The 18504-nt window shown below is 36.3% G+C and carries 16 protein-coding genes and 1 pseudogene; 11 read left to right on the top strand and 6 right to left on the bottom strand.

Translation table 11 applies throughout. The features are described 5' to 3' along the window. Positions 1-107, top strand: a pseudogene (locus PN471_RS15745) (IS5/IS1182 family transposase); the annotation flags it as partial. 54 nt (positions 108-161) lie between these two features. Here the strand turns inward: PN471_RS15745 and PN471_RS15740 are convergent. The 3 genes from PN471_RS15740 to psaK all read right to left on the bottom strand — a co-directional run bounded on the left by PN471_RS15740 (position 162) and on the right by psaK (position 2775). Further along, on the bottom strand, positions 162-656 hold the full coding sequence (locus PN471_RS15740; protein WP_271777656.1) for an ureidoglycolate lyase: 495 nt from the start codon (positions 654-656) through the stop codon (positions 162-164). Positions 657-789: 133 nt separating this feature from the next. Next, entirely contained in the window at positions 790-2133 is a 1344-nt protein-coding gene (locus tag PN471_RS15735) for a protein kinase domain-containing protein (RefSeq protein ID WP_271777655.1), read from the bottom strand. Between the two features lie 381 nt (positions 2134-2514). Continuing rightward, positions 2515-2775 carry a photosystem I reaction center subunit PsaK gene (gene psaK, locus PN471_RS15730; protein WP_193891287.1) on the bottom strand — a complete coding sequence of 87 codons (261 nt, stop codon included), beginning with the start codon at positions 2773-2775 and terminating at the stop codon, positions 2515-2517. A 227-nt stretch (positions 2776-3002) separates the two neighbouring features. On the opposite strand from psaK, the gene PN471_RS15725 reads away from it, so the two are divergent. Then, the gene (locus tag PN471_RS15725; protein ID WP_271777654.1) at positions 3003-3437 is read left to right on the top strand and encodes a SufE family protein; all 435 of its coding nucleotides are present in this window, start codon (positions 3003-3005) and stop codon (positions 3435-3437) included. A gap of 144 nt (positions 3438-3581) precedes the next feature. Here PN471_RS15725 and PN471_RS15720 read toward each other — a convergent pair whose 3' ends face one another. Continuing rightward, entirely contained in the window at positions 3582-3902 is a 321-nt protein-coding gene (locus tag PN471_RS15720; protein WP_193891281.1) for a DUF2973 domain-containing protein, read from the bottom strand. 243 nt (positions 3903-4145) lie between these two features. Further along, on the bottom strand, positions 4146-4460 hold the full coding sequence (locus PN471_RS15715) for a DUF2605 domain-containing protein (RefSeq protein ID WP_271777653.1): 315 nt from the start codon (positions 4458-4460) through the stop codon (positions 4146-4148). 380 nt (positions 4461-4840) lie between these two features. Between PN471_RS15715 and thrS the strand changes: the two genes are divergently transcribed. The 3 genes from thrS to PN471_RS15700 all read left to right on the top strand — a co-directional run bounded on the left by thrS (position 4841) and on the right by PN471_RS15700 (position 9019). Further along, positions 4841-6661, top strand: coding sequence for a threonine--tRNA ligase (thrS, locus tag PN471_RS15710; RefSeq protein WP_271777652.1), 1821 nt, complete (start codon positions 4841-4843; stop codon positions 6659-6661). Positions 6662-6823: 162 nt separating this feature from the next. Next, on the top strand, positions 6824-7903 hold the full coding sequence (locus PN471_RS15705; protein ID WP_271777651.1) for a S1 family peptidase: 1080 nt from the start codon (positions 6824-6826) through the stop codon (positions 7901-7903). A 147-nt stretch (positions 7904-8050) separates the two neighbouring features. Further along, a complete protein-coding gene (locus PN471_RS15700) occupies positions 8051-9019 on the top strand; it encodes a thermonuclease family protein (protein ID WP_271777650.1) in 969 nt (322 codons plus the stop codon). A 91-nt stretch (positions 9020-9110) separates the two neighbouring features. On the opposite strand, the gene PN471_RS15695 is transcribed toward PN471_RS15700, so the two are convergent. Further along, a complete protein-coding gene (locus PN471_RS15695) occupies positions 9111-9572 on the bottom strand; it encodes a DUF29 domain-containing protein (RefSeq protein ID WP_271777649.1) in 462 nt (153 codons plus the stop codon). A gap of 305 nt (positions 9573-9877) precedes the next feature. On the opposite strand from PN471_RS15695, the gene PN471_RS15690 reads away from it, so the two are divergent. From PN471_RS15690 to PN471_RS15665, 6 genes are all read left to right on the top strand, one after another. Next, positions 9878-11566, top strand: a complete 1689-nt coding sequence (locus PN471_RS15690; RefSeq protein ID WP_271777648.1) for an NAD(P)H-quinone oxidoreductase subunit 4 — start codon at positions 9878-9880, stop codon at positions 11564-11566. Positions 11567-11742: 176 nt separating this feature from the next. Then, positions 11743-12354, top strand: coding sequence for a hypothetical protein (locus PN471_RS15685; protein ID WP_271777647.1), 612 nt, complete (start codon positions 11743-11745; stop codon positions 12352-12354). A 77-nt stretch (positions 12355-12431) separates the two neighbouring features. Then, positions 12432-12683: a BolA family protein gene (locus PN471_RS15680; RefSeq protein WP_193891348.1), complete on the top strand. Its 252-nt coding sequence runs from the start codon at positions 12432-12434 to the stop codon at positions 12681-12683. A 94-nt stretch (positions 12684-12777) separates the two neighbouring features. After that, positions 12778-13101, top strand: coding sequence for a Grx4 family monothiol glutaredoxin (grxD, locus tag PN471_RS15675; protein WP_193891252.1), 324 nt, complete (start codon positions 12778-12780; stop codon positions 13099-13101). 69 nt (positions 13102-13170) lie between these two features. Next, entirely contained in the window at positions 13171-17475 is a 4305-nt protein-coding gene (locus PN471_RS15670; protein WP_271777646.1) for an AAA domain-containing protein, read from the top strand. After that, positions 17453-18271, top strand: coding sequence for a hypothetical protein (locus PN471_RS15665; protein ID WP_271777645.1), 819 nt, complete (start codon positions 17453-17455; stop codon positions 18269-18271). The genes PN471_RS15670 and PN471_RS15665 overlap by 23 nt, the downstream gene beginning before the upstream one ends. The last annotated feature ends 233 nt before the right edge of the window (positions 18272-18504 follow it).

Raw genomic sequence — 18504 nt, 5'->3', positions numbered from 1 at the left:
TGATGGGTTGTCGTCGGTTAGTCAGAGACTACGAGTTATTACCTGAAACATCAGAGACTTTTATCTATCTAGCTATGATCCGTATCATGCTCAGGCGATTGGCATAAATTTTGACTCCTCAAAACTTTTCAAACATCCTCTAAGAAGTCGGGGATCTTACTTTAAATCATCTCAAAAGCTAAATTATGACTTTTGAGAAAATTATGAGTAAAATGATCTACTACATTTGTATCACTCAATTCTAAATTGTAAAAATCTACAAACTCATGATCAAAATATGGTCCTGCGTGCCAAGTTCCTACACTTAATTTAATAAAACAACTTCCTGGAATGCGAAAAGCTGTAAGTTTTGATAATAGAGGTTCATTCATCTCATTATTAGGTGGACAAACTGCCATTAACCAATCTTTACCATCTAGAGAACCTAAACATTGAGTACATTTGATATGACGAGTAATTTGGTGAAATTTCCGGCCGTTTTTTTGCAATCGCATAATATAAAAACGGGGAATACCATTTTGTAAATTTAACTGTGCATCTTCTTGATCAAAATTTTTCCCATCTTGACTTGCATATATTACCTGTCCATAAGGTTGAAAATTTTCTGGTGTAATCAATTGAGATGGTAGTTCTTGTATTGTTGATAATGCAGTCATAACTTATTTAAGTAGGTTAGCATTGAAAATCGTCGTTATGGCAAGGCAAGAGGCAAAAGTGAAGAGGGTTTGGGCGATTTTACTTTTCTTTACACAGATTGGTTTTATTGTGTTCACCTACTTACTTGATGGTTTACAGACAATCTAATAAAGCCTGTTTAAATTCTACTGCTGTTTGAAAATAAATTTGTGGTTTTTCCTGCAAAGCTAAATCTATCACCTTTGCCAACTTTTGGGGAATACCATGATGACGCTGAAGAATAGGAACAGGACTATTTTGTAAAACTGATAACCAGGGATCACCTGTAAAATTACGGGGAAAATATCCCGTCAGCATATTATATAAACAGGCTGCTGTTGCCCAGATATCAATTTCTGGCAATTCGTCTTTAAAATTTAGCACCTGTTGACGGGGCATAAATGCGGGTGTTCCCATCTTTGTCCCGGTTAAAGTTTGTCCACTTAACCCAGCTAAGTCAAATGCTTTGGATAAACCATAATCTCCTATTTTTACAACTATTTTATCGTTGATTTTACTGATGAAAATATTATTTGGTTTTAAGTTTTGATGAACTAACCCCTTACCTTTAGTTATTATGCCATCAACTGATTTAATGTAGGGAATTTCGACTTGATGGGCATATATTAAACCATCGAGAACTTGTAAGGTTATATCTACGGCAATATCAATAGGTAAACGCCACCCCGATCTTTGCATAAAGTCCCAAACATTACCTCCTGAAAAATATTCCATTGTGAAAAAGAAAGTATTTTCCACAAAGCCATAATCTAACAATTGCACAATATTAGGATGTTGTAAAATCTTGATGTTTTCTGTTGCTCTCAAAAACATTTCTATCCGATTTTTTTGATTCGCAACCGCAGGTAACATAATCTTAAGAGCGATGGATTTCTTGGTTTGAATATCCTTGGCTGCAAATACTTCTGCAAAGTCACCTTTACCTAATGACTTGGTTAAACTATAGCCAGAGATACTCTGAAGACTAGCATGACCACTTTGAGATAAATTTATAAGTTTTTTAGCAGCGGTTAAAAAGTTCTGTTGTTCGTTTTCTTCTGGGACAGGTAAATCTGGTATTTTGTTTAATTGGTCTTCTACTTGTACGCCAATTTTAAAAAGAATATCACCCAGTTTAATTTCATCACCGTCTTGTAAATTGTATTCGGGAAAGCTTAATCTTACAGCTTCTTGGGCAGGTTGTTGCCTTTGTCTTTGGCCAATTTTTTTACCGTTTACAAAAGTACCATTTAAACTTCCTAAATCTCGCACACGAATATCTGGAGGGTTAATATCAAGTAAACAGTGATAGCGGGAAATGGTCATATCCACCTTATCAGCTATTTGCAAGTTACAGTCATCATTTCTGCCAACAATACAAGTGCTGCGAGATTCAAAAACATATTGTTTTCTAGAAAGTTTACCCTGTGTGATGGTAAGTGTAATTTTAGATGGCATTTTTAATAATTAATAATTCAAACTTGAACTAGTGCTTATGGGAAGTTAATTTGGCGTTGCTGAATTGAGGTATGAAATTCCCAAATTAAACCTTTAAAACTCCAACTTCAGTGCGTCTGTGCGCCTTTGCGTGAAACTAAAATTCATACCCTTAATCAGCAACGCCGTTAATTTCTATAGCATAACAGATTCATGAATGCTTAGATTATCATTGAATAAGTTATAAATTATACTCAAAATTTACTCACATATATTTATAGCAACGGACAAGGCGGTTAGGACATCTACCAATGCTAAATGTCACCTGCTATAGTTAAAGCTAAATTATAAAAAAGGGAGAAGAAAAATATATTTCTCTCCCTAATTTTTAATCAGCAGAACTTAGATTTTACCAATACTGTGTAATCCTAGAATAATACCTGCTCCCAAAATATGCCCGAAGGAAGCAGTTGCTAATACCGCAGGTAAACCAAAACCACCGAAAAATTGAGGTGCTGGTAATTCTGGTTTAGCGTTAGGACGCTCAATAGTAAATTTGCCAATAGCAATAGCGAAAATATTGGCAATAATCATAATTATGCCAATATTAGGACTCCATTCTAGAGATGTGGTGGCTGTAGCCAGTAAGCTTGAAGTCAACATCTGAGTTACTCCTGATATTTTTGGATGTTTGACAATATCATCCAAATATTGAGTAATAAAAATCTATATAACTGCTTACTTTGTAGCAAATTTTAACATCTGTTTTTACTTCTTAATAGAAACAACTGCTGTACTTAATCACAATTTTTGATATTTGCCGCTGTCTTGATGGTATCTGGAATGGCTGGTAATTGCTAAAATAAGGGTAATTATTTCCTGGATTGATCATGTCCTCAACTCTTGATTCCTTACCGCCAGCACTGAATAAAATCGTCCACCGCTTTCAACGCGCTACAGAACCCAAACGACGCTATGAGCAATTGATATGGTACGCTCAAAAGCTACAAGAATTTCCTGAAAACGGAAAAATTCCCGAAAATAAAGTTCCAGGTTGCGTTTCTCAGGTGTATGTTACGGCATCATTAGAAGATGATAAAGTCATGTTTCAGGGTGATTCTGATTCCCAGTTAACGAAGGGATTGTTAGCATTATTAATAGAAGGATTAAATGGATCAACACCCACAGAAATAGTTCAGCTTACTCCTGATTTTATTCAAGAAACTGGCTTAAATGTGAGTTTGACTCCTTCCCGCGCTAATGGTTTTTACAATATTTTCAAAACAATGCAAAAAAAAGCTTTGGAATGTAAATTAGAAAATTAGCAATTGGCGATTCAACAACTCGAATACTTTTTCAGGGTTTAAATTATTCTTTCTTTGTTGTGAACTTCTAGCTTCCCTCGGCTATGGAGACTGGGCAACCCCCCGTGGTTGCCCATACAGATTCTGAATATTAATAATGATAGATTATGCTCCTTCTGAGCGATCGCTTTTTTGACTAGGAGAGGATTCGTAAAGAGCATCTAACTGTTCCCGTGCATCCTCAATATTAATTGAGCGCATGACTAACAGTGGTTCTTTAATCATGTTACCTGCGCTATCTAACAATTCAGGATGGGAAACATACTGCTTTCTGGCTGCATAATAACCAAAGCCACCTTGTGATGATTGGTTGGCTGGATATGTCCGTTCTCTATCGAAACTGAACATGATCAGATTCCGAATTAAATTACCGACAGCCATAAATGCCAAAACGGTAAAGGCTAAAATATATAGTAGGTGTAGCATTGAATTTTCCTCCAAAACAGTACAGGTTAAAATGTTATTTCGTAAAACTTAAAACTCCGCAAATAAACGATTCGCGGTAAAAGAGAATGTAAAATTCCTTACTTGTGCGCCTATGTTATCTGATGCAATCCTTATATTCAGATTAAGGTAACATGAGACACATTATTTTTTTATGAAAACAATGTTAAGAATTGTCTAGTATCTTTACAATTTCCACTTCATTTAGATTTTGCCAGGGATTTATTATTCCTTGAATTGACCTAAACCCATTCCTACACCCCAACATTCTGTAACCAATTGATGCCAAGGCATGACAGTTGCCATATTAATTCCCACTTGCTTTTCAATTGCTGTAAACAACATTCTGGCTGTATTCAGTTCACATTGTGCATCTTTGACTCGTTTTAGTAAGTCTAGTTGCTCTTGTTCACTCATGAATCGGATTTTCTCATTTTCCAGGATGTGACGATATCGCTCAAACCAATATTGAAAATCCTCTAACAGCGGTTCTAAGACTGATTTCAGTAAATCAGCACTTGGTAAATTTGAGTCTTCCATATATGAGAAGCATATTTCCTAATTCTTTTTTTATATTAACGTTATTTACGATTCTTAACAATCAATTCATGACTTCCCACACCAAAAACTCTGTAACTTGGTGTCTAATGCATGATTATATAAATTTGGCAACAGTTTTGTAACTTTCTTTGGGGGTAAGTGTTGATACCTCTAAAGGAAGAAATTCAGAGAGTCAAGGAGTCAGGAGTCAGGAGGAAGAAGAAAGAAGAAAGAAGAATAGTTTTCACCAATGACCAATGACTAAAAGCTTGCGATCGAGCTAAATTAGGAGAAACCATAGCTAGTGGACTATTATTTATTTTGTAAAGATATTTTTTGTCAAGTTTATTTTTAACACTTCGCCAAAAGTTTAACAGCCAATGTCGCCAAATCAAGAAATCCAAGTAGTCGAAAAAATCTATTTACCCCGGACCAGCGAGTCAGAAACTTTAAAAAAGATTCGCCATACAGCTTCCCATATTATGGCAATGGCAGTACAAAAGCTGTTTCCCAAAGCGCAAGTCACAATTGGTCCCTGGATTGAGAATGGGTTTTATTATGACTTTGATAGTCCAGAACCCTTTAGTGATAAGGATTTGAAAACCATTCAAAAAGAAATGGTGAAGATTATTAATCGCAAATTGCCGTTAATTCGGGAAGAAGTCAGCAGAGAGGAAGCACAACACCGCATTGAAGCTATTAAAGAACCTTATAAGCTAGAAATTCTGGCTGATATTAAACAAGAACCTATCACGATTTACCATTTGGGAGATCAATGGTGGGATTTGTGTGCTGGTCCACATTTGGAAAATACCAGCGAAATAAATCCCAAAGCTATAGAATTAGAAAGTGTTGCTGGTGCTTATTGGCGGGGAGATGAGAAAAAGGCCCAGTTGCAGCGTATTTATGCTACGGCTTGGGAAACTCCCGAACAATTAGCTGAGTACAAACGCCGCAAGGAAGAAGCTTTACGCCGTGATCATCGTAAACTGGGTAAAGAACTGGGGTTATTTATCTTTTCCGATTTAGTCGGTCCTGGTTTACCTTTGTGGACTCCGAAGGGGACTTTGTTAAGAACGATTTTAGAGGACTTTCTCAAAAAAGAGCAGTTAAAACGGGGTTATTTGCCTGTTGTAACTCCCCACATTGCTAGGGTGGATTTATTTAAGACATCAGGACATTGGCAGAAATACAAGGAAGATATGTTTCCTTTAATGGCTGAAGATCAGGAAGCAAGAGCCATAGAACAGGGTTTTGTCATGAAACCGATGAATTGCCCTTTCCATATCCAAATATACAAGAGTGAATTACGCTCTTATCGGGAATTACCGATGCGGTTGGCGGAATTTGGTACAGTTTACCGTTATGAACAATCGGGAGAATTGGGTGGTTTAACCAGAGTGCGCGGTTTTACGGTTGATGATTCTCATTTGTTTGTGACTCCTGAACAGTTAGACAGCGAATTTCTGAATGTTGTAGATTTGATTTTGAGCGTTTTCAAAAGTCTGCAATTGAAGAATTTTAAAGCCCGATTGAGTTTCCGCGACCCAGCCAGTGATAAATATATTGGTGGGGATGAAGTTTGGGATAAAGCGGAAGGAGCGATTCGTCGCGCTGTGCAACAATTGGGAATGGAGCATTTTGAAGGCATTGGGGAAGCGGCTTTCTATGGTCCAAAACTTGATTTTATCTTCAGTGATGCTTTGGAACGAGAATGGCAATTGGGAACGGTGCAGGTAGATTATAATTTACCTGAACGGTTTGATTTAGAATATGTGGCTGAAGATGGTTCGCGTCAACGTCCAGTAATGATTCACCGCGCACCATTTGGTTCTTTAGAACGATTAATTGGGATTTTGATTGAAGAATATGCGGGTGATTTTCCCTTGTGGTTAGCGCCTGTGCAAATCAGGTTATTACCTGTAGGTGATCTTCAGTTAGATTTTACCAAAGAAGTGGCAGCGAGGATGGTTGCGTTAGGGATTCGGGCGGAAGTGGATTTGAGTGGCGATCGCCTGGGTAAGTTGATTCGTAACGCCGAAAAAGATAAAATACCTGTCATGGCGGTGGTTGGTGCGAAGGAAGTGGAAACCAACAGCTTGAGTATCCGCACCCGTGCTTCTGGGGAATTGGGAGTCATAACTGTAGATGAAGTGGTGAATAAAATCACAGAAGCAATTACCAACTTTAGCAACTTCTAGTCATTTTTAACTCCTATCTTGAATAAAACTCAAGATTAAGTTACTATTGATACTCTTTGCGTAATCGTGTTAAATTAAAAATACGAAAATGCGAAGAGTATTGTTTTGAAATAAATTTTATGTCATTAATAAACTGATGACTAATACTGAGGAGATTTTAAAATGGGTTTAGTAGCAGATATAATCAACTTCTTTCATTTCTCCAATGCTAACCAAAATTCTGAAGGAATTATTCCCAGATCAGTAACCGAGTTCTTGAAGGATTATAATAACTATGATAAATCAGATGATTCAGGGGATTCCGATTATTCTGAAAACTGGTATAGAGTAATTAAGATAATTAGAAAATTAACTAGTGAAGGAATTCTGTTTCCTGTTGGAATCAATTATATAGCAAGTCCGATATTAAACAAGCAATATGACTCTTATGGAATTGATACTATAGAAAGTCCCCCATTAGATGAAAAATATTATTCTTATTTAAAAGTTAAAAATGAAGAAATAAATTATGGTGATTATGAGTTTTTAGTTTTTGGATTTCCTCATATTCGCAATCATTTTAAAGCGACAGTTAAGCCTGTAGTGGTTACAACAAGAGATAATTCAGATGATATAGGTTCTGGATTTTTACTTAATTTCCCATTATTTGAAAATAAAATATTTGTAACTGCAAGGCATTGTATTGAGAATATGAGAGAAGTAATTATTCCTGAATGTAATTTTGCCAATGCACCTCTTTTAAATATCTGGACTCCTGGTGATGAAAGAATAGATTTAGCTGTTCTTGAATTTGAGGGAGATGCTTTTTCAAATATACCGAGTTTTGAGTATGATAAAGCGGAAATATTAGATAATATTCTAACTATGGGATATCCACCAATTAATGGTTTTGACGCATTATTAATTTCGGAAACTGCACAAATTTCTGGATATTTGAAATCAACAACAGGACAAATTATAGCTGAAGAAAAAGCATATTTAGATGCACAAACATATTTTTTAATAAGTGCTAGAGTTAAAGGAGGTAACAGTGGTGGTCCAGTTATTAATCAGTATGGTAAAGTTATAGGTGTGGTTTGCCAACTTCCTGCGGAAGCAGAAGCACGTCCAGATATTTTGGGTTATGGCTGTGTTATTCCTACGGAAACATTGTTTGACTTTTTACAAGAATGTAAAGAGCCTTCTAATTCTATTACAAAGTTGGAATTTAAAATGACTGAAAATGGGTTTAGCACAATTTGAGGCTAATACATGGCAGTTGACATCGTTTAAAATCAAAACTCTGATTTTGTCATTCTTTTTTAGTAATGACAGATAAAATTTTTAATATAGAGTTAGACATAGGTTATGATAAAGCAAAATTATATTCATCCATACACAAAAATACTCATGGTTGAATCAAATCACAAAAATACTGATTTCTTATTACTGCTAAACAAGCATATCTCAGCTATTCATGCCAACTCATATAAAAACTTAGAACAAGGTCAAGTTATCAAAATAATAGATGGAGATGGCTTATTCATCAATCTTGACGAGAAAATGCTGAATATTCGTTTAGCTTATATAGATGCTCCCGAATATAATCAAGAGTATGGGTTAGACTCAAAAAACTGGCTAGAAAACCTATTTTCAAATACATCTTCTGTAGTAAATTTCAGATTTATTGATTTTGATGAAAAACACGAGCGAACTATTGCTGATGTTTTCATAAATGGTTATTCATTAAGCTGGTTAATGGTAGCAACAGGTAATGCTTGGGCTTATTATGATTTTTTAACTGATGAAATAGAACCGTGTTATTTAGATGCTCAATACTTTGCTAGAAAATATAGATTAGGGTTATGGACTAACAACTTGTTTTCTACTCCACCTTGGATTTATAGAGCAGAAGAAAAGGGAGCAAACATTTGTCTTCCTATAGAGCCTAATCATACAATAATAGCATTACTTGAATCGGGATTAGAAAAAAATGAAGATATTAAAGAGGAAATTATAGCAAGAACTAATCAGAGTCAACATAATTATACTTACTGTCCAATGCGATATTATGAACAGGTTTACATAGATCAAATAAAATATGCAGGGATAATGTGTAGTGGTGTCAATTGGGACATCAAAAATGGTTATAACGGTTTAGCTGGTGACGAAGTTAACATCCCATTCTTCCAACTTGCATTGAAAGCATATAAAGGTGATGAAGAAGCAACTTATGAATTTGAGTCTTGGAAGAGAGGTTTGTACAAGGCTGTTGACAAAGTACATCTACCAGGAGATTATGGAACAAGACTTACCAAAGAATGGGTAGAGGCTCTTATTAATAGAGTAGACAATTGGATTAATGACACTTGCAATTAATAGGATTTCATCAACTTAACATCAAAAAATATGCAGGATTTGCCAATTGCTTAGAACTCTCTGCGCCTCTGCGTGCAAAAAAATTATATTTCTACCCAACAAAATCCCAAAACTTCTCACTCAAAAGCACATCAACATTTAGGCTAAACTCCCACACATCAGGAAACTGAAAACTAGGATAATCTTCCCTAACTTCCATCAGCGCCTCTTCCCAAGCTTGATCTAATACTGCTGTAAAATATCGCTTCAGACTAGGGGATTGTTTAAGAATAATTCTTAATTGACGACGTTGTTCTCGAATTGTCACTTCCCAGCCACGATGATCATATTCACTATTAACATAAATCCGTTTTAATAAATGCACCCATAGCACAATTAGGCGGCTTTCAACCTCAGCCCTATCCCTACTCGCCAAGATTTCCATCTCCTCAATTAAATGTTCCACATCCAAACTGTGAAAATCTCGCGCCTTGAGTTTTAGGATTGTCTCCTCTAACCAGAGGTACTGATCTCGATTGTCAAGACCTGTTTGAGCCAATTGAATTTCAGTCATTGATTTACAGCAAATTGTCATCAAACCCGGAACAAAAACCCCACCCCCAACCCCCTCCCCGCAAGCGATGAGGGGGCTAAGATGTACCTTATATGATTGGAAATCGCTGTAACAGTACATCTAATAACTTATTTTAAATCATCAGGGAGACAAAGGAAAATAGTTTCAATCTCCTCAATCCTAAGCATAAGATTTATTTAGGTATATATTCTCTTATGCTAAACTGGGGGAAAAACTTATAAAGAAATTGTTAAAAAGTTTAGTACAATAACATCATCAACCAATAAGTATTTTTTCCTATTGACATGATAGCGGATCATTTTCCTTGGCTTACCGCGATTGTCCTATTTCCACTTGTAGCATCCTTGTTCATCCCTGTATTGCCAGATAAAGATGGCAAACTTGTCAGATGGTATGCACTGGGCATAGGTATTGCTGACTTTATTTTCATGTGTTATGCCTTTTGGCAACATTACGATGCCAGTAATGCGAATTTTCAACTGGTAGAAAATTATGTCTGGATGCCTCAGTTGGGCTTAAACTGGGCTGTTTCTGTGGATGGTATTTCCGCCCCCTTGGTACTTTTGGCGGGATTTGTCACCACACTGGCGATTTTTTCGGCTTGGCAAGTTGACCGGAGACCAAAGCTGTTCTATTTTCTCATGCTTGTGTTGTATTCTGCACAGGTTGGGGTATTTGTCGCCCAAGACTTGCTGTTATTTTTCATTATGTGGGAAGTCGAACTCATCCCTGTATATTTACTCGTTTGTATTTGGGGTGGACAAAGGCGACGCTACGCAGCTACAAAATTTTTACTTTATACCGCAGCGGCTTCTATATTTATCTTGGTAGCAGCCCTGGCAATGGGGCTATATGGCGGCGGAAATGTGACTTTTGATGTTGCAGAACTTGCCCATAAAGAATATCCTCTGACTCTGCAACTACTACTATATGCAGGTTTGTTAATTGCCTTTGGCGTAAAATTGGCGATTTTCCCCTTGCATACTTGGCTACCAGATGCTCACGGAGAAGCATCTTCTCCAGTATCTATGATTTTGGCAGGTGTGCTGTTGAAAATGGGCGGATATGGACTAATTCGCCTAAATCTTGACCTACTTGCCGATGCTCATGTTTACTTTGCCCCGGTTCTAGCTATTCTCGGTGTTGTCAACATTATCTATGGTGCTTTAAATTCCTTTGCCCAAACGAATATGAAACGGCGTTTGGCTAATTCCTCAATTTCTCACATGGGTTTTGTATTAATAGGAATTGCCTCTTTTACCGATTTGGGTATCAACGGTGCAATGTTGCAGATGATATCCCATGGTTTAATTGCTTCCGTGTTATTCTTCTTGGCTGGTGTAACCTATGACCGTTCCCGCACAATGGTAATGGCAGAAATGGGCGGTATTGGTCAAGCTATGCCAAAAGTGTTTGCCCTGTTTACAATGGGGGCTATGGCATCTTTGGCTTTACCGGGAATGAGTGGCTTTGTGGGCGAACTTTCAGTATTTGTGGGTATCACAACTAGCGATGTTTACACCTCTACATTCTGCACCGTCACAGTTTTTCTAGCTGCTGTGGGAGTCATCCTCACACCTATTTATCTACTTTCTATGCTGCGTGAAGTATTTTATGGTTCTGATGCAGCCCTGATTTGCGATATTAACAATGCTAATTTAGAAAATCAGGAAGATGAAGGAACGGCTTGTTTTGGGACAGATTGCCTGTTACCAACGGAAACTGTATACACTGATGCCAGACCCCGTGAAGTGTTTATTGCTGCCTGTTTTCTGTTGCTGATTATTGGCATTGGTTTCTACCCCAAGGTAGCTATGCAAATGTATGATGCGAAAACTGTGGCTGTCAATGCTCATGTTCGCCAATCTTATACCATTATTTCCCAAACCAATCCTCATATTTATGCGGGTGGATTCTTAAATCCGCAGATTCCAGCGACTGAGTTAACTCCTGTTTTGGGAACTTTAAAATAGGTAACTGACGACTAAGACAAAGTGTGGAGAATATATCCTCTAGCAGTAGTTGGGGGATTTTTTCTTCAGCTTTTTGAATAGTTATCGAGTGACTAACTTTATCTCTAGGACAAAGAGAGTTAAGATACACAAAGTTTCCCAACTTTTTCTATAGAATTTTTGTACTAATTAAACTCATGAATGCTGCTACCTTAATTCGCTTGACATCTTTATCACTCATAGTATTTTTGGGACTGCTATCACCTGCCTATGCTGAGGGAAAAAAGGTATCTAATCCTGTTAGTCAAGCCAAACCCGCTGAAAAACCAAAACCAACGGAACAACCGAAACCTATTGATACAGATCAACCTAATACCCTGAGTCCCACAGGAACAAGTAATAATCTTTTAAGTATAGAGGGGGGCGATCGCTTGATGAAAGAATCAACCGCAGCAGTTTCTAGTCAAAACTACGCCCTAGCAGCCAAAAAACTCCAAGAAGCCCGTCAAGTTTATAATCAATTATCCAGCTTTTACCAGGACCTCAACTCTAGTTTTGCAGGTATTGACATTCGCGCTGCCGATGCCTACCGCAAAAATGCCTTAACAACTGCCCAAAAGCGCGATGAAGCCACCTATCAATTAGCCCTAGTACATCGAGCGCAAAATCGGACAGAATTAGCCATACCTTTACTAGTGCAAGTCATCAAAAGTCAAAACCCTACCAGAGAACTAGGCACAAAAGCATACCAACAATTATTTGAACTAGGTTTTGTAGATGTCCCCTTTCCTCGTCAAGGTAAAAAATAATCGGCAAATGCTAACAGGCAACAGCCAACCGCTACATATCTGTTAATAATAGAGAAGTAAGTTTTTCAGGAATGGCGATGATAAGTCCGCAACAGGTAGAGGCAATGATCAAGGCAGAAATGCCAGATGCCCAAGTGCAAGTACAAGACTTGACTGGTGGTGGTGATCACTATCAGGTAACAGTAGTTTCATCGCAGTTTGCAGATAAGGGACTGGTGCAACAACACCAACTAGTTTATAGCGCATTACAAGAAGCCATGTCTACGGAAGCGATTCATGCTTTAGCACTTAAAACCTACACCCCCGAAAATTGGCAAGCAACAAACTAATTTTAGATTTTAGAGTTGGGATTTTGGATTAAGAAAACAAAATCTAAAATCGTATCAACTCTTGAATTTCAGTAACATAAGGAAATAACTAATCATGACCCCAGAACTTAAAGAAAGAATTGATACTTTGGTAGAAGAAAACAAAATTATGGTTTTCATGAAGGGCAACAAATTAATGCCCCAATGTGGTTTCTCTAATAACGTTGTCCAAATTCTCAATGCATTAGGAGTTCCCTTTGAAACCATTGACGTACTTGCAGATCAAGAAATCCGTCAAGGCATCAAAGAATATTCCAACTGGCCAACAATTCCTCAAGTATACATTAATGGTAAATTCGTTGGCGGTTCTGATATTTTGATTGAAATGTACAACAACAAAGAATTACAACAGTTGGTAGAAGTAGCACTAGCTTCTTAATATCAACACAAGATAAAGATCCCCGACTTCTTTAAGAAGTCGGGGATCTGATTCCTTATTACAAAAACTATGAATAATAAAACGAAGATAGAAGATTGTGGTTATACATTCATAGGTTCAGCCGTTGATAATTTAGTTCGCCATTTTGAAGGTCAATCATCCCTACAATTATATCCTGACTTTAGAGAACGGCGAGAACGTGCCAATGAATTATTATTTGATTTAGTTGGTAAACAACCAGGCTTGTTTTATATTCGTCGTCAAGGCACAGGAAAAGAATCAGGAGAAGAGATTTGGGAACTAACTATAGCCACAGACCAAGATAACTTTCAACTTCCCAAGAAATTAAAAAAGCTAGGAAAAACTCTAGCATTTAAAGCTGCTATTCGTCAAGATGGACACGGCGGATTTAAAATTTTATCAGCTTATTTACTACATGAATTGCGGGGAAATATTGACGGCTATGCTTTACCTTATTGGTTGCGACTAAGCCCAAATCATCAACATCGTTTGGATATTCCTAAACCATTATTGGCAAAAATAAAAAATATGCCAATTTGCGGCAATCATGTCCCCACAGAAGATCAACTTAAAGCTTGGAAAGCCTTCTTAAAAGTAGAAGAACGGATTGCTAAATCACGGCAATTTTGTGTATCTTTTCTACTTGCTAACAATAGCTCACATTCTCGACAAATTGCTTTAGAAATTAAAGTTAACTCAGCCACATTAGATGGTTCTGAAGAGAATATTTTAGGTGGGGAGAATTTCTGGGAACGAGTCAAAAAAGCCAAAAACCAGGAAGTTAACTTTCTTGATTCCGTACCTACAGATAAAAATCGTCGCCACAGTCGTCAATTAGGAACTATTGAAAAAATTGATCAAAAACATAATCTTATTCATATTCGCCTAGAACGAGAATTAATCGAATATATAGCCAAAGGTAATTATCAACTTCCGAATAAAGGCTACTTATTTTTTGATGCTGCGGGAGACATCAAACAAATCGAACGCAAAGAAAAAGCCCTAGAACAATTAAGGCAAGGACGCACTCAAAATCCCTATTTAGGTAACTTTTTATTCGACTCTTCCCAAGCTAGACCGATTATCAAAAGAACTAAACTTAACTCAAAAGACTTATTATTATCCTCCGCAAATGCTGGACAAAAAGCCGCAGTTGAAAAAGTCCTGTCCGCAGAAGATTTAGTGCTAATTCAAGGACCACCAGGTACGGGAAAAACTACTGTAATTGCGGAAATTTGCTATCAGGTAGCCTTGCGTGGGGGACGGACATTAATTACCTCTCAAGCCAATTTAGCCGTTGATAACGCCCTCAGTCGCTTAGTGCATAATCCCGTTATTCGCGCTATTAGAAAGGGACGAGCCGAAAAAGTCGGAGAGGAAGGACAGCCATTTTTAGAAGATCAAGTCATTGGTACATGGCTACAAAATACCGCCACTGACTGTGAAAATAATCTCAGTCAACGTCACGAAAATATCAAAATTCTCAATCAATTATTACTGCTATTACCGCGATTCACAGACTATTTCCTTGCAGAAGCAGAAATAAATCAGCAACAGAATGAACTTAAAACCGAAAAACAAAATTTAGAAGCAGCTTATCAAAATCAACAGCTTGAACATCAGCAAACTTTAGTCAAGAAAAAAGAAATTGAATATTTAATTACTGGTTTAGAAAATATCCTCAAAAATTCCACAAATATAGATTGGGAATCTTCAGAAATCAACAGTTTTCTACCACAAATTAAACCTTATACAGAAAATAACCAACAAGTAGAAGATTTTCGAGAAAATGTGCGTCAAGCTATCAAATGTATTGAAGAACTGGGTTTTGTCCGTCCAGGATTTGGTGCATTTGGGTTAGCAGTTTGGTTACAGGAAAATATCACAACTCATCTTTCTGGATTTAAACCAGGATTAAAAAATGCTCATGATGTCGGTTTAGCTATTTCCGAAGTAGCAAAATTAGTTTATATTTTTCAACAGCATTCTGTATCCTTGGAGAAATTAGAAACAGATTATCAGAAATTTAATAACCAAAACGATTTACAGCCAACCATCCAAATTTGGGAAAATCGCAAACGGGAAATTGATTATATTATTGAAGCCATTGTCGAATGGAAATCTACAGCTTACAACAACTTATATCAAGTTTTAAAAGAATGTCAACAATCTAATTTAGTTTTAACAGAAAACATGGTAGATTTACCATTAGGTTTATTGATGTTTGCGAAGACATTAAAATTAACTATTGTTCCTAAAAATTATCAAATCAGTTTACCAGATTGGGGAGTATTAACAAAAGCCATAGCTTATGAAATAGAAGGTAATTTTATAGATAGAAAAGGTAAAAAACATGATTTTAGTTATTTTTTACAGCAAAGTTTTAGTCAAATTCCAATAGTATTATCAAAACCCGATCAAATTCAATGGCAAACAACCTATCAAAAACTCCAAAATTATCAACTCCTCAATCCTAAACAGCGAAAATTGCTAATTGAAAATACTCAAGTCTTTTTAATTAGATTGGAAAAAACTTATGGTAAATCCTTTGAATGGAACAATATTGAAGCTACTCTTACCCGCATTACCCAAGAATTACTAGATATCATCTTAGTTCATGCTCGTCAATGTGTATTAAGAGTTAAAACTGAAGCTGAACAACAATTACAAATCTTACACCAGCAATTTCAAGAACTTCCGCAAAATGCAATTCCTTCAGAACAAATATCTGAAGCTAAATCTCAGGTAAAAAAAAGCAAAGAAGCTGCTAATTTAAAATTGGCAGAAGTTATTCATAACTTACAAATACTGCATAAACAGCCCAATATTCCTACGCCATTAAAAATTTTAGCAGAAAAATATCTGACTAGACAAGCAAATATCTGGGAACAACCGCAGGAATTTTCCCAGCAAGTCAAATTTTGGGAAAATCGCGTCAATGAAATGGAAACTCTGATTTCTTCATTAGCACCTTTTACTGTTTTAGAAAATATTAAAGACTCTTTAAATCAGGAATTTACAAATTTGCAAGCAGAAGCTAATATTTATCAACAAGAGATTGCAGAATTACAAATAAAAATATCTGATTTAGAACAGAAATTACAATTACAGGTATCAGATAGTTTAATTAGCGAACGGAATTGGTGGCAGTCAATTTGGCAAACAATCCCAGATAAACTCAAACCAGAATTATCTAATGATAATTTATTTGACTCAGACTCTTTATGCAGTATTCAAAATAAATTTAAGTCATGGAAACGACAGCTAAAAAGTGAAGAAAATTATCTGCAAAAATATCAAAACTTTGTGCAAGATTGGGTTGCAAAACTCCGTCAACCTTCAGAACAAGATAGTAAAGATTTAAGGGGTATTTATTTAGATAATGCTAACGTTGTCGGGATTACTTGCGTTCAAGCAGCAAATTATAATTTCTCAGAAGAATTTCAATCTTTTGATGTTGTAATTATTGATGAAGTTAGTAAATGCACTCCTCCAGAATTGCTAATTCCGGCTTTGAAAGGTAAAAAATTAGTCATGGTAGGAGATCATCGGCAATTACCACCTATGCTTGATACTAGCACTGTGGAAGAAGTTGCGAAAACTATGGGTAATACCAGAGAAGAATTGCAATTTTTAGAAGAGTCATTATTTAAAAGTCAATTTGAAACAGCCGATAAAAGCATTAAAAAAATGCTGAATACTCAATATCGAATGCACCCGATGATTATGGGCGCAATCAATCAGTTTTATCATGGTAAATTGGAATGTGGGATTTTAGAACCTGATACAAAACGCGCTCATAATTTAGCAGGGGAAATTATTCAACCGTATCATCATCTATGTTGGGTGAAAATGCCTAGAGAAAATGAATTTCAAGAAGAACGCAATGGAACTTCATTTTTGAATACTAAAGAAATTGATGTAATTGAAAGTATCTGTCAGCAATTTGAGCAGGTTTGGATGAATAAAGTTGCAAATGGAGAACCAAAAAAAGAAATAGCTGTAATTACCTTTTATGGCGCTCAATTACGGAAAATTGATGAACGGTTGCAATCTGAACTTTTCCCTTCTTTACAAATTAGAACAGGTACGGTTGATAGATTTCAAGGTATGGAAAGACCAGTAGTAATTGTCAGTATGGTACGGAATAATCATCAAGGAGATGTGGGATTTGCCAATAAACCAGAACGGGTGAATGTGGCTTTTTCCCGCGCTCAAGAATTATTAGTAATTGTCGGTTGTCACGATTTATTTACCGCTAAACCCGGTACAGTTGGTAATATGTATTCTGAAGTTGCCAACACGGTTAATTATCATGGAGGTTTTATTGATGTTTCCTACTTCTGTAGTTAAACAGATTGATCAAAATCTCAAATATATAGTTGAGAAAATTGAAGCTGAAAGTTCTGGTTTGTTGGTTTTAGCTGCGCGTCAATTTGGCTATACTGTAACTCAAAATTCCTTAGAATTAACTATTAAAGAATCTCGCAAATTTAATGTCTTAGAAGAGTTTATTATTCGTGCTGGTATGGAGTTTAATCCCCCACCTACAGCTAATGATTTAGCATCTATTTTAGGACTAGATTCTGTATTCGTTAAAAGTACCATTGCTAATCTCCAATCTTTACAAACTCTAGCAGATACATCTCAAATCACTGTCACAGCAGAGGGAAGTTTATTCTACGCACAGGGTTCTGTCCCTAAACCTCCATACTCTATGCAAATTTATGCAATTACTGATAATTTAGCCGGGAAAATTACATTTCAATATGAGTCATTAGAAGATGTTGTAATTAATCAGCCCGATTTAGCAGAATTTGTGAATCTTGAACAAAAAAATCCAGCAATTTCTAGTTTACAACTTGCAGAGATTCAAGAAATTGTTCAATCTTCCAATTTACCTCTTCATGTCCCCACAGAAGGTAAATTTATTACTGATTTTAAAGTGCGAGGTATTACACAAACTATGGCAAAAAATATCTCCCTATTTGTGATTTTTGATGAAAATCTAAATAAATTAAACATCGAAATCAGAAGTGGTCAGGAAATTTTAGAAGCTGCTACCAAGAAGATTGAAGAAGTATACAATGAAAGAAAGATATCCCTAGAAGAGTTGTGTCAATTATCTGTAAAACCGGCACCTCTATAGCAATTATTTCGTTTAACATACACCCCTCCTCTTTTTCTTCCTGGAGGAGATTTTATTGCTTTATTGACCCAATGCGATCGCTCTTCCCAATAAATCCCACATTCCGCACCCCAAAATATTACAGAGGGAAATTACGGAGATGAAAATCGAAGGGAGCATCAAAACAAACAGACAAAGTGAAAAAAGGCATTTGAGAAACAGTAAATCACCAAAAATGTCATCAAAATCTATTC

This window comes from Aphanizomenon sp. CS-733/32 (assembly GCF_028330045.1).
GTDB lineage: Bacteria > Cyanobacteriota > Cyanobacteriia > Cyanobacteriales > Nostocaceae > Dolichospermum > Dolichospermum gracile.
The sequence above is the reverse complement of the archived record's forward strand: the minus strand, read 5'-3'. Positions and strand labels throughout refer to the sequence as shown.

Bases quoted from the DNA above. Each gene is read 5' to 3' on its own strand.
- PN471_RS15740 (WP_271777656.1), bottom strand. From the start codon at position 656: ATGACTGCATTATCAACAATACAAGAACTACCATCTCAATTGATTACA.
- PN471_RS15735 (WP_271777655.1), bottom strand. From the start codon at position 2,133: ATGCCATCTAAAATTACACTTACCATCACACAGGGTAAACTTTCTAGA.
- psaK (WP_193891287.1), bottom strand. From the start codon at position 2,775: ATGTTGACTTCAAGCTTACTGGCTACAGCCACCACATCTCTAGAATGG.
- PN471_RS15725 (WP_271777654.1), top strand. From the start codon at position 3,003: ATGTCCTCAACTCTTGATTCCTTACCGCCAGCACTGAATAAAATCGTC.
- PN471_RS15720 (WP_193891281.1), bottom strand. From the start codon at position 3,902: ATGCTACACCTACTATATATTTTAGCCTTTACCGTTTTGGCATTTATG.
- PN471_RS15715 (WP_271777653.1), bottom strand. From the start codon at position 4,460: ATGGAAGACTCAAATTTACCAAGTGCTGATTTACTGAAATCAGTCTTA.
- thrS (WP_271777652.1), top strand. From the start codon at position 4,841: ATGTCGCCAAATCAAGAAATCCAAGTAGTCGAAAAAATCTATTTACCC.
- PN471_RS15705 (WP_271777651.1), top strand. From the start codon at position 6,824: ATGGGTTTAGTAGCAGATATAATCAACTTCTTTCATTTCTCCAATGCT.
- PN471_RS15700 (WP_271777650.1), top strand. From the start codon at position 8,051: ATGGTTGAATCAAATCACAAAAATACTGATTTCTTATTACTGCTAAAC.
- PN471_RS15695 (WP_271777649.1), bottom strand. From the start codon at position 9,572: ATGACTGAAATTCAATTGGCTCAAACAGGTCTTGACAATCGAGATCAG.
- PN471_RS15690 (WP_271777648.1), top strand. From the start codon at position 9,878: ATGATAGCGGATCATTTTCCTTGGCTTACCGCGATTGTCCTATTTCCA.
- PN471_RS15685 (WP_271777647.1), top strand. From the start codon at position 11,743: ATGAATGCTGCTACCTTAATTCGCTTGACATCTTTATCACTCATAGTA.
- PN471_RS15680 (WP_193891348.1), top strand. From the start codon at position 12,432: ATGATAAGTCCGCAACAGGTAGAGGCAATGATCAAGGCAGAAATGCCA.
- grxD (WP_193891252.1), top strand. From the start codon at position 12,778: ATGACCCCAGAACTTAAAGAAAGAATTGATACTTTGGTAGAAGAAAAC.
- PN471_RS15670 (WP_271777646.1), top strand. From the start codon at position 13,171: ATGAATAATAAAACGAAGATAGAAGATTGTGGTTATACATTCATAGGT.
- PN471_RS15665 (WP_271777645.1), top strand. From the start codon at position 17,453: ATGTTTCCTACTTCTGTAGTTAAACAGATTGATCAAAATCTCAAATAT.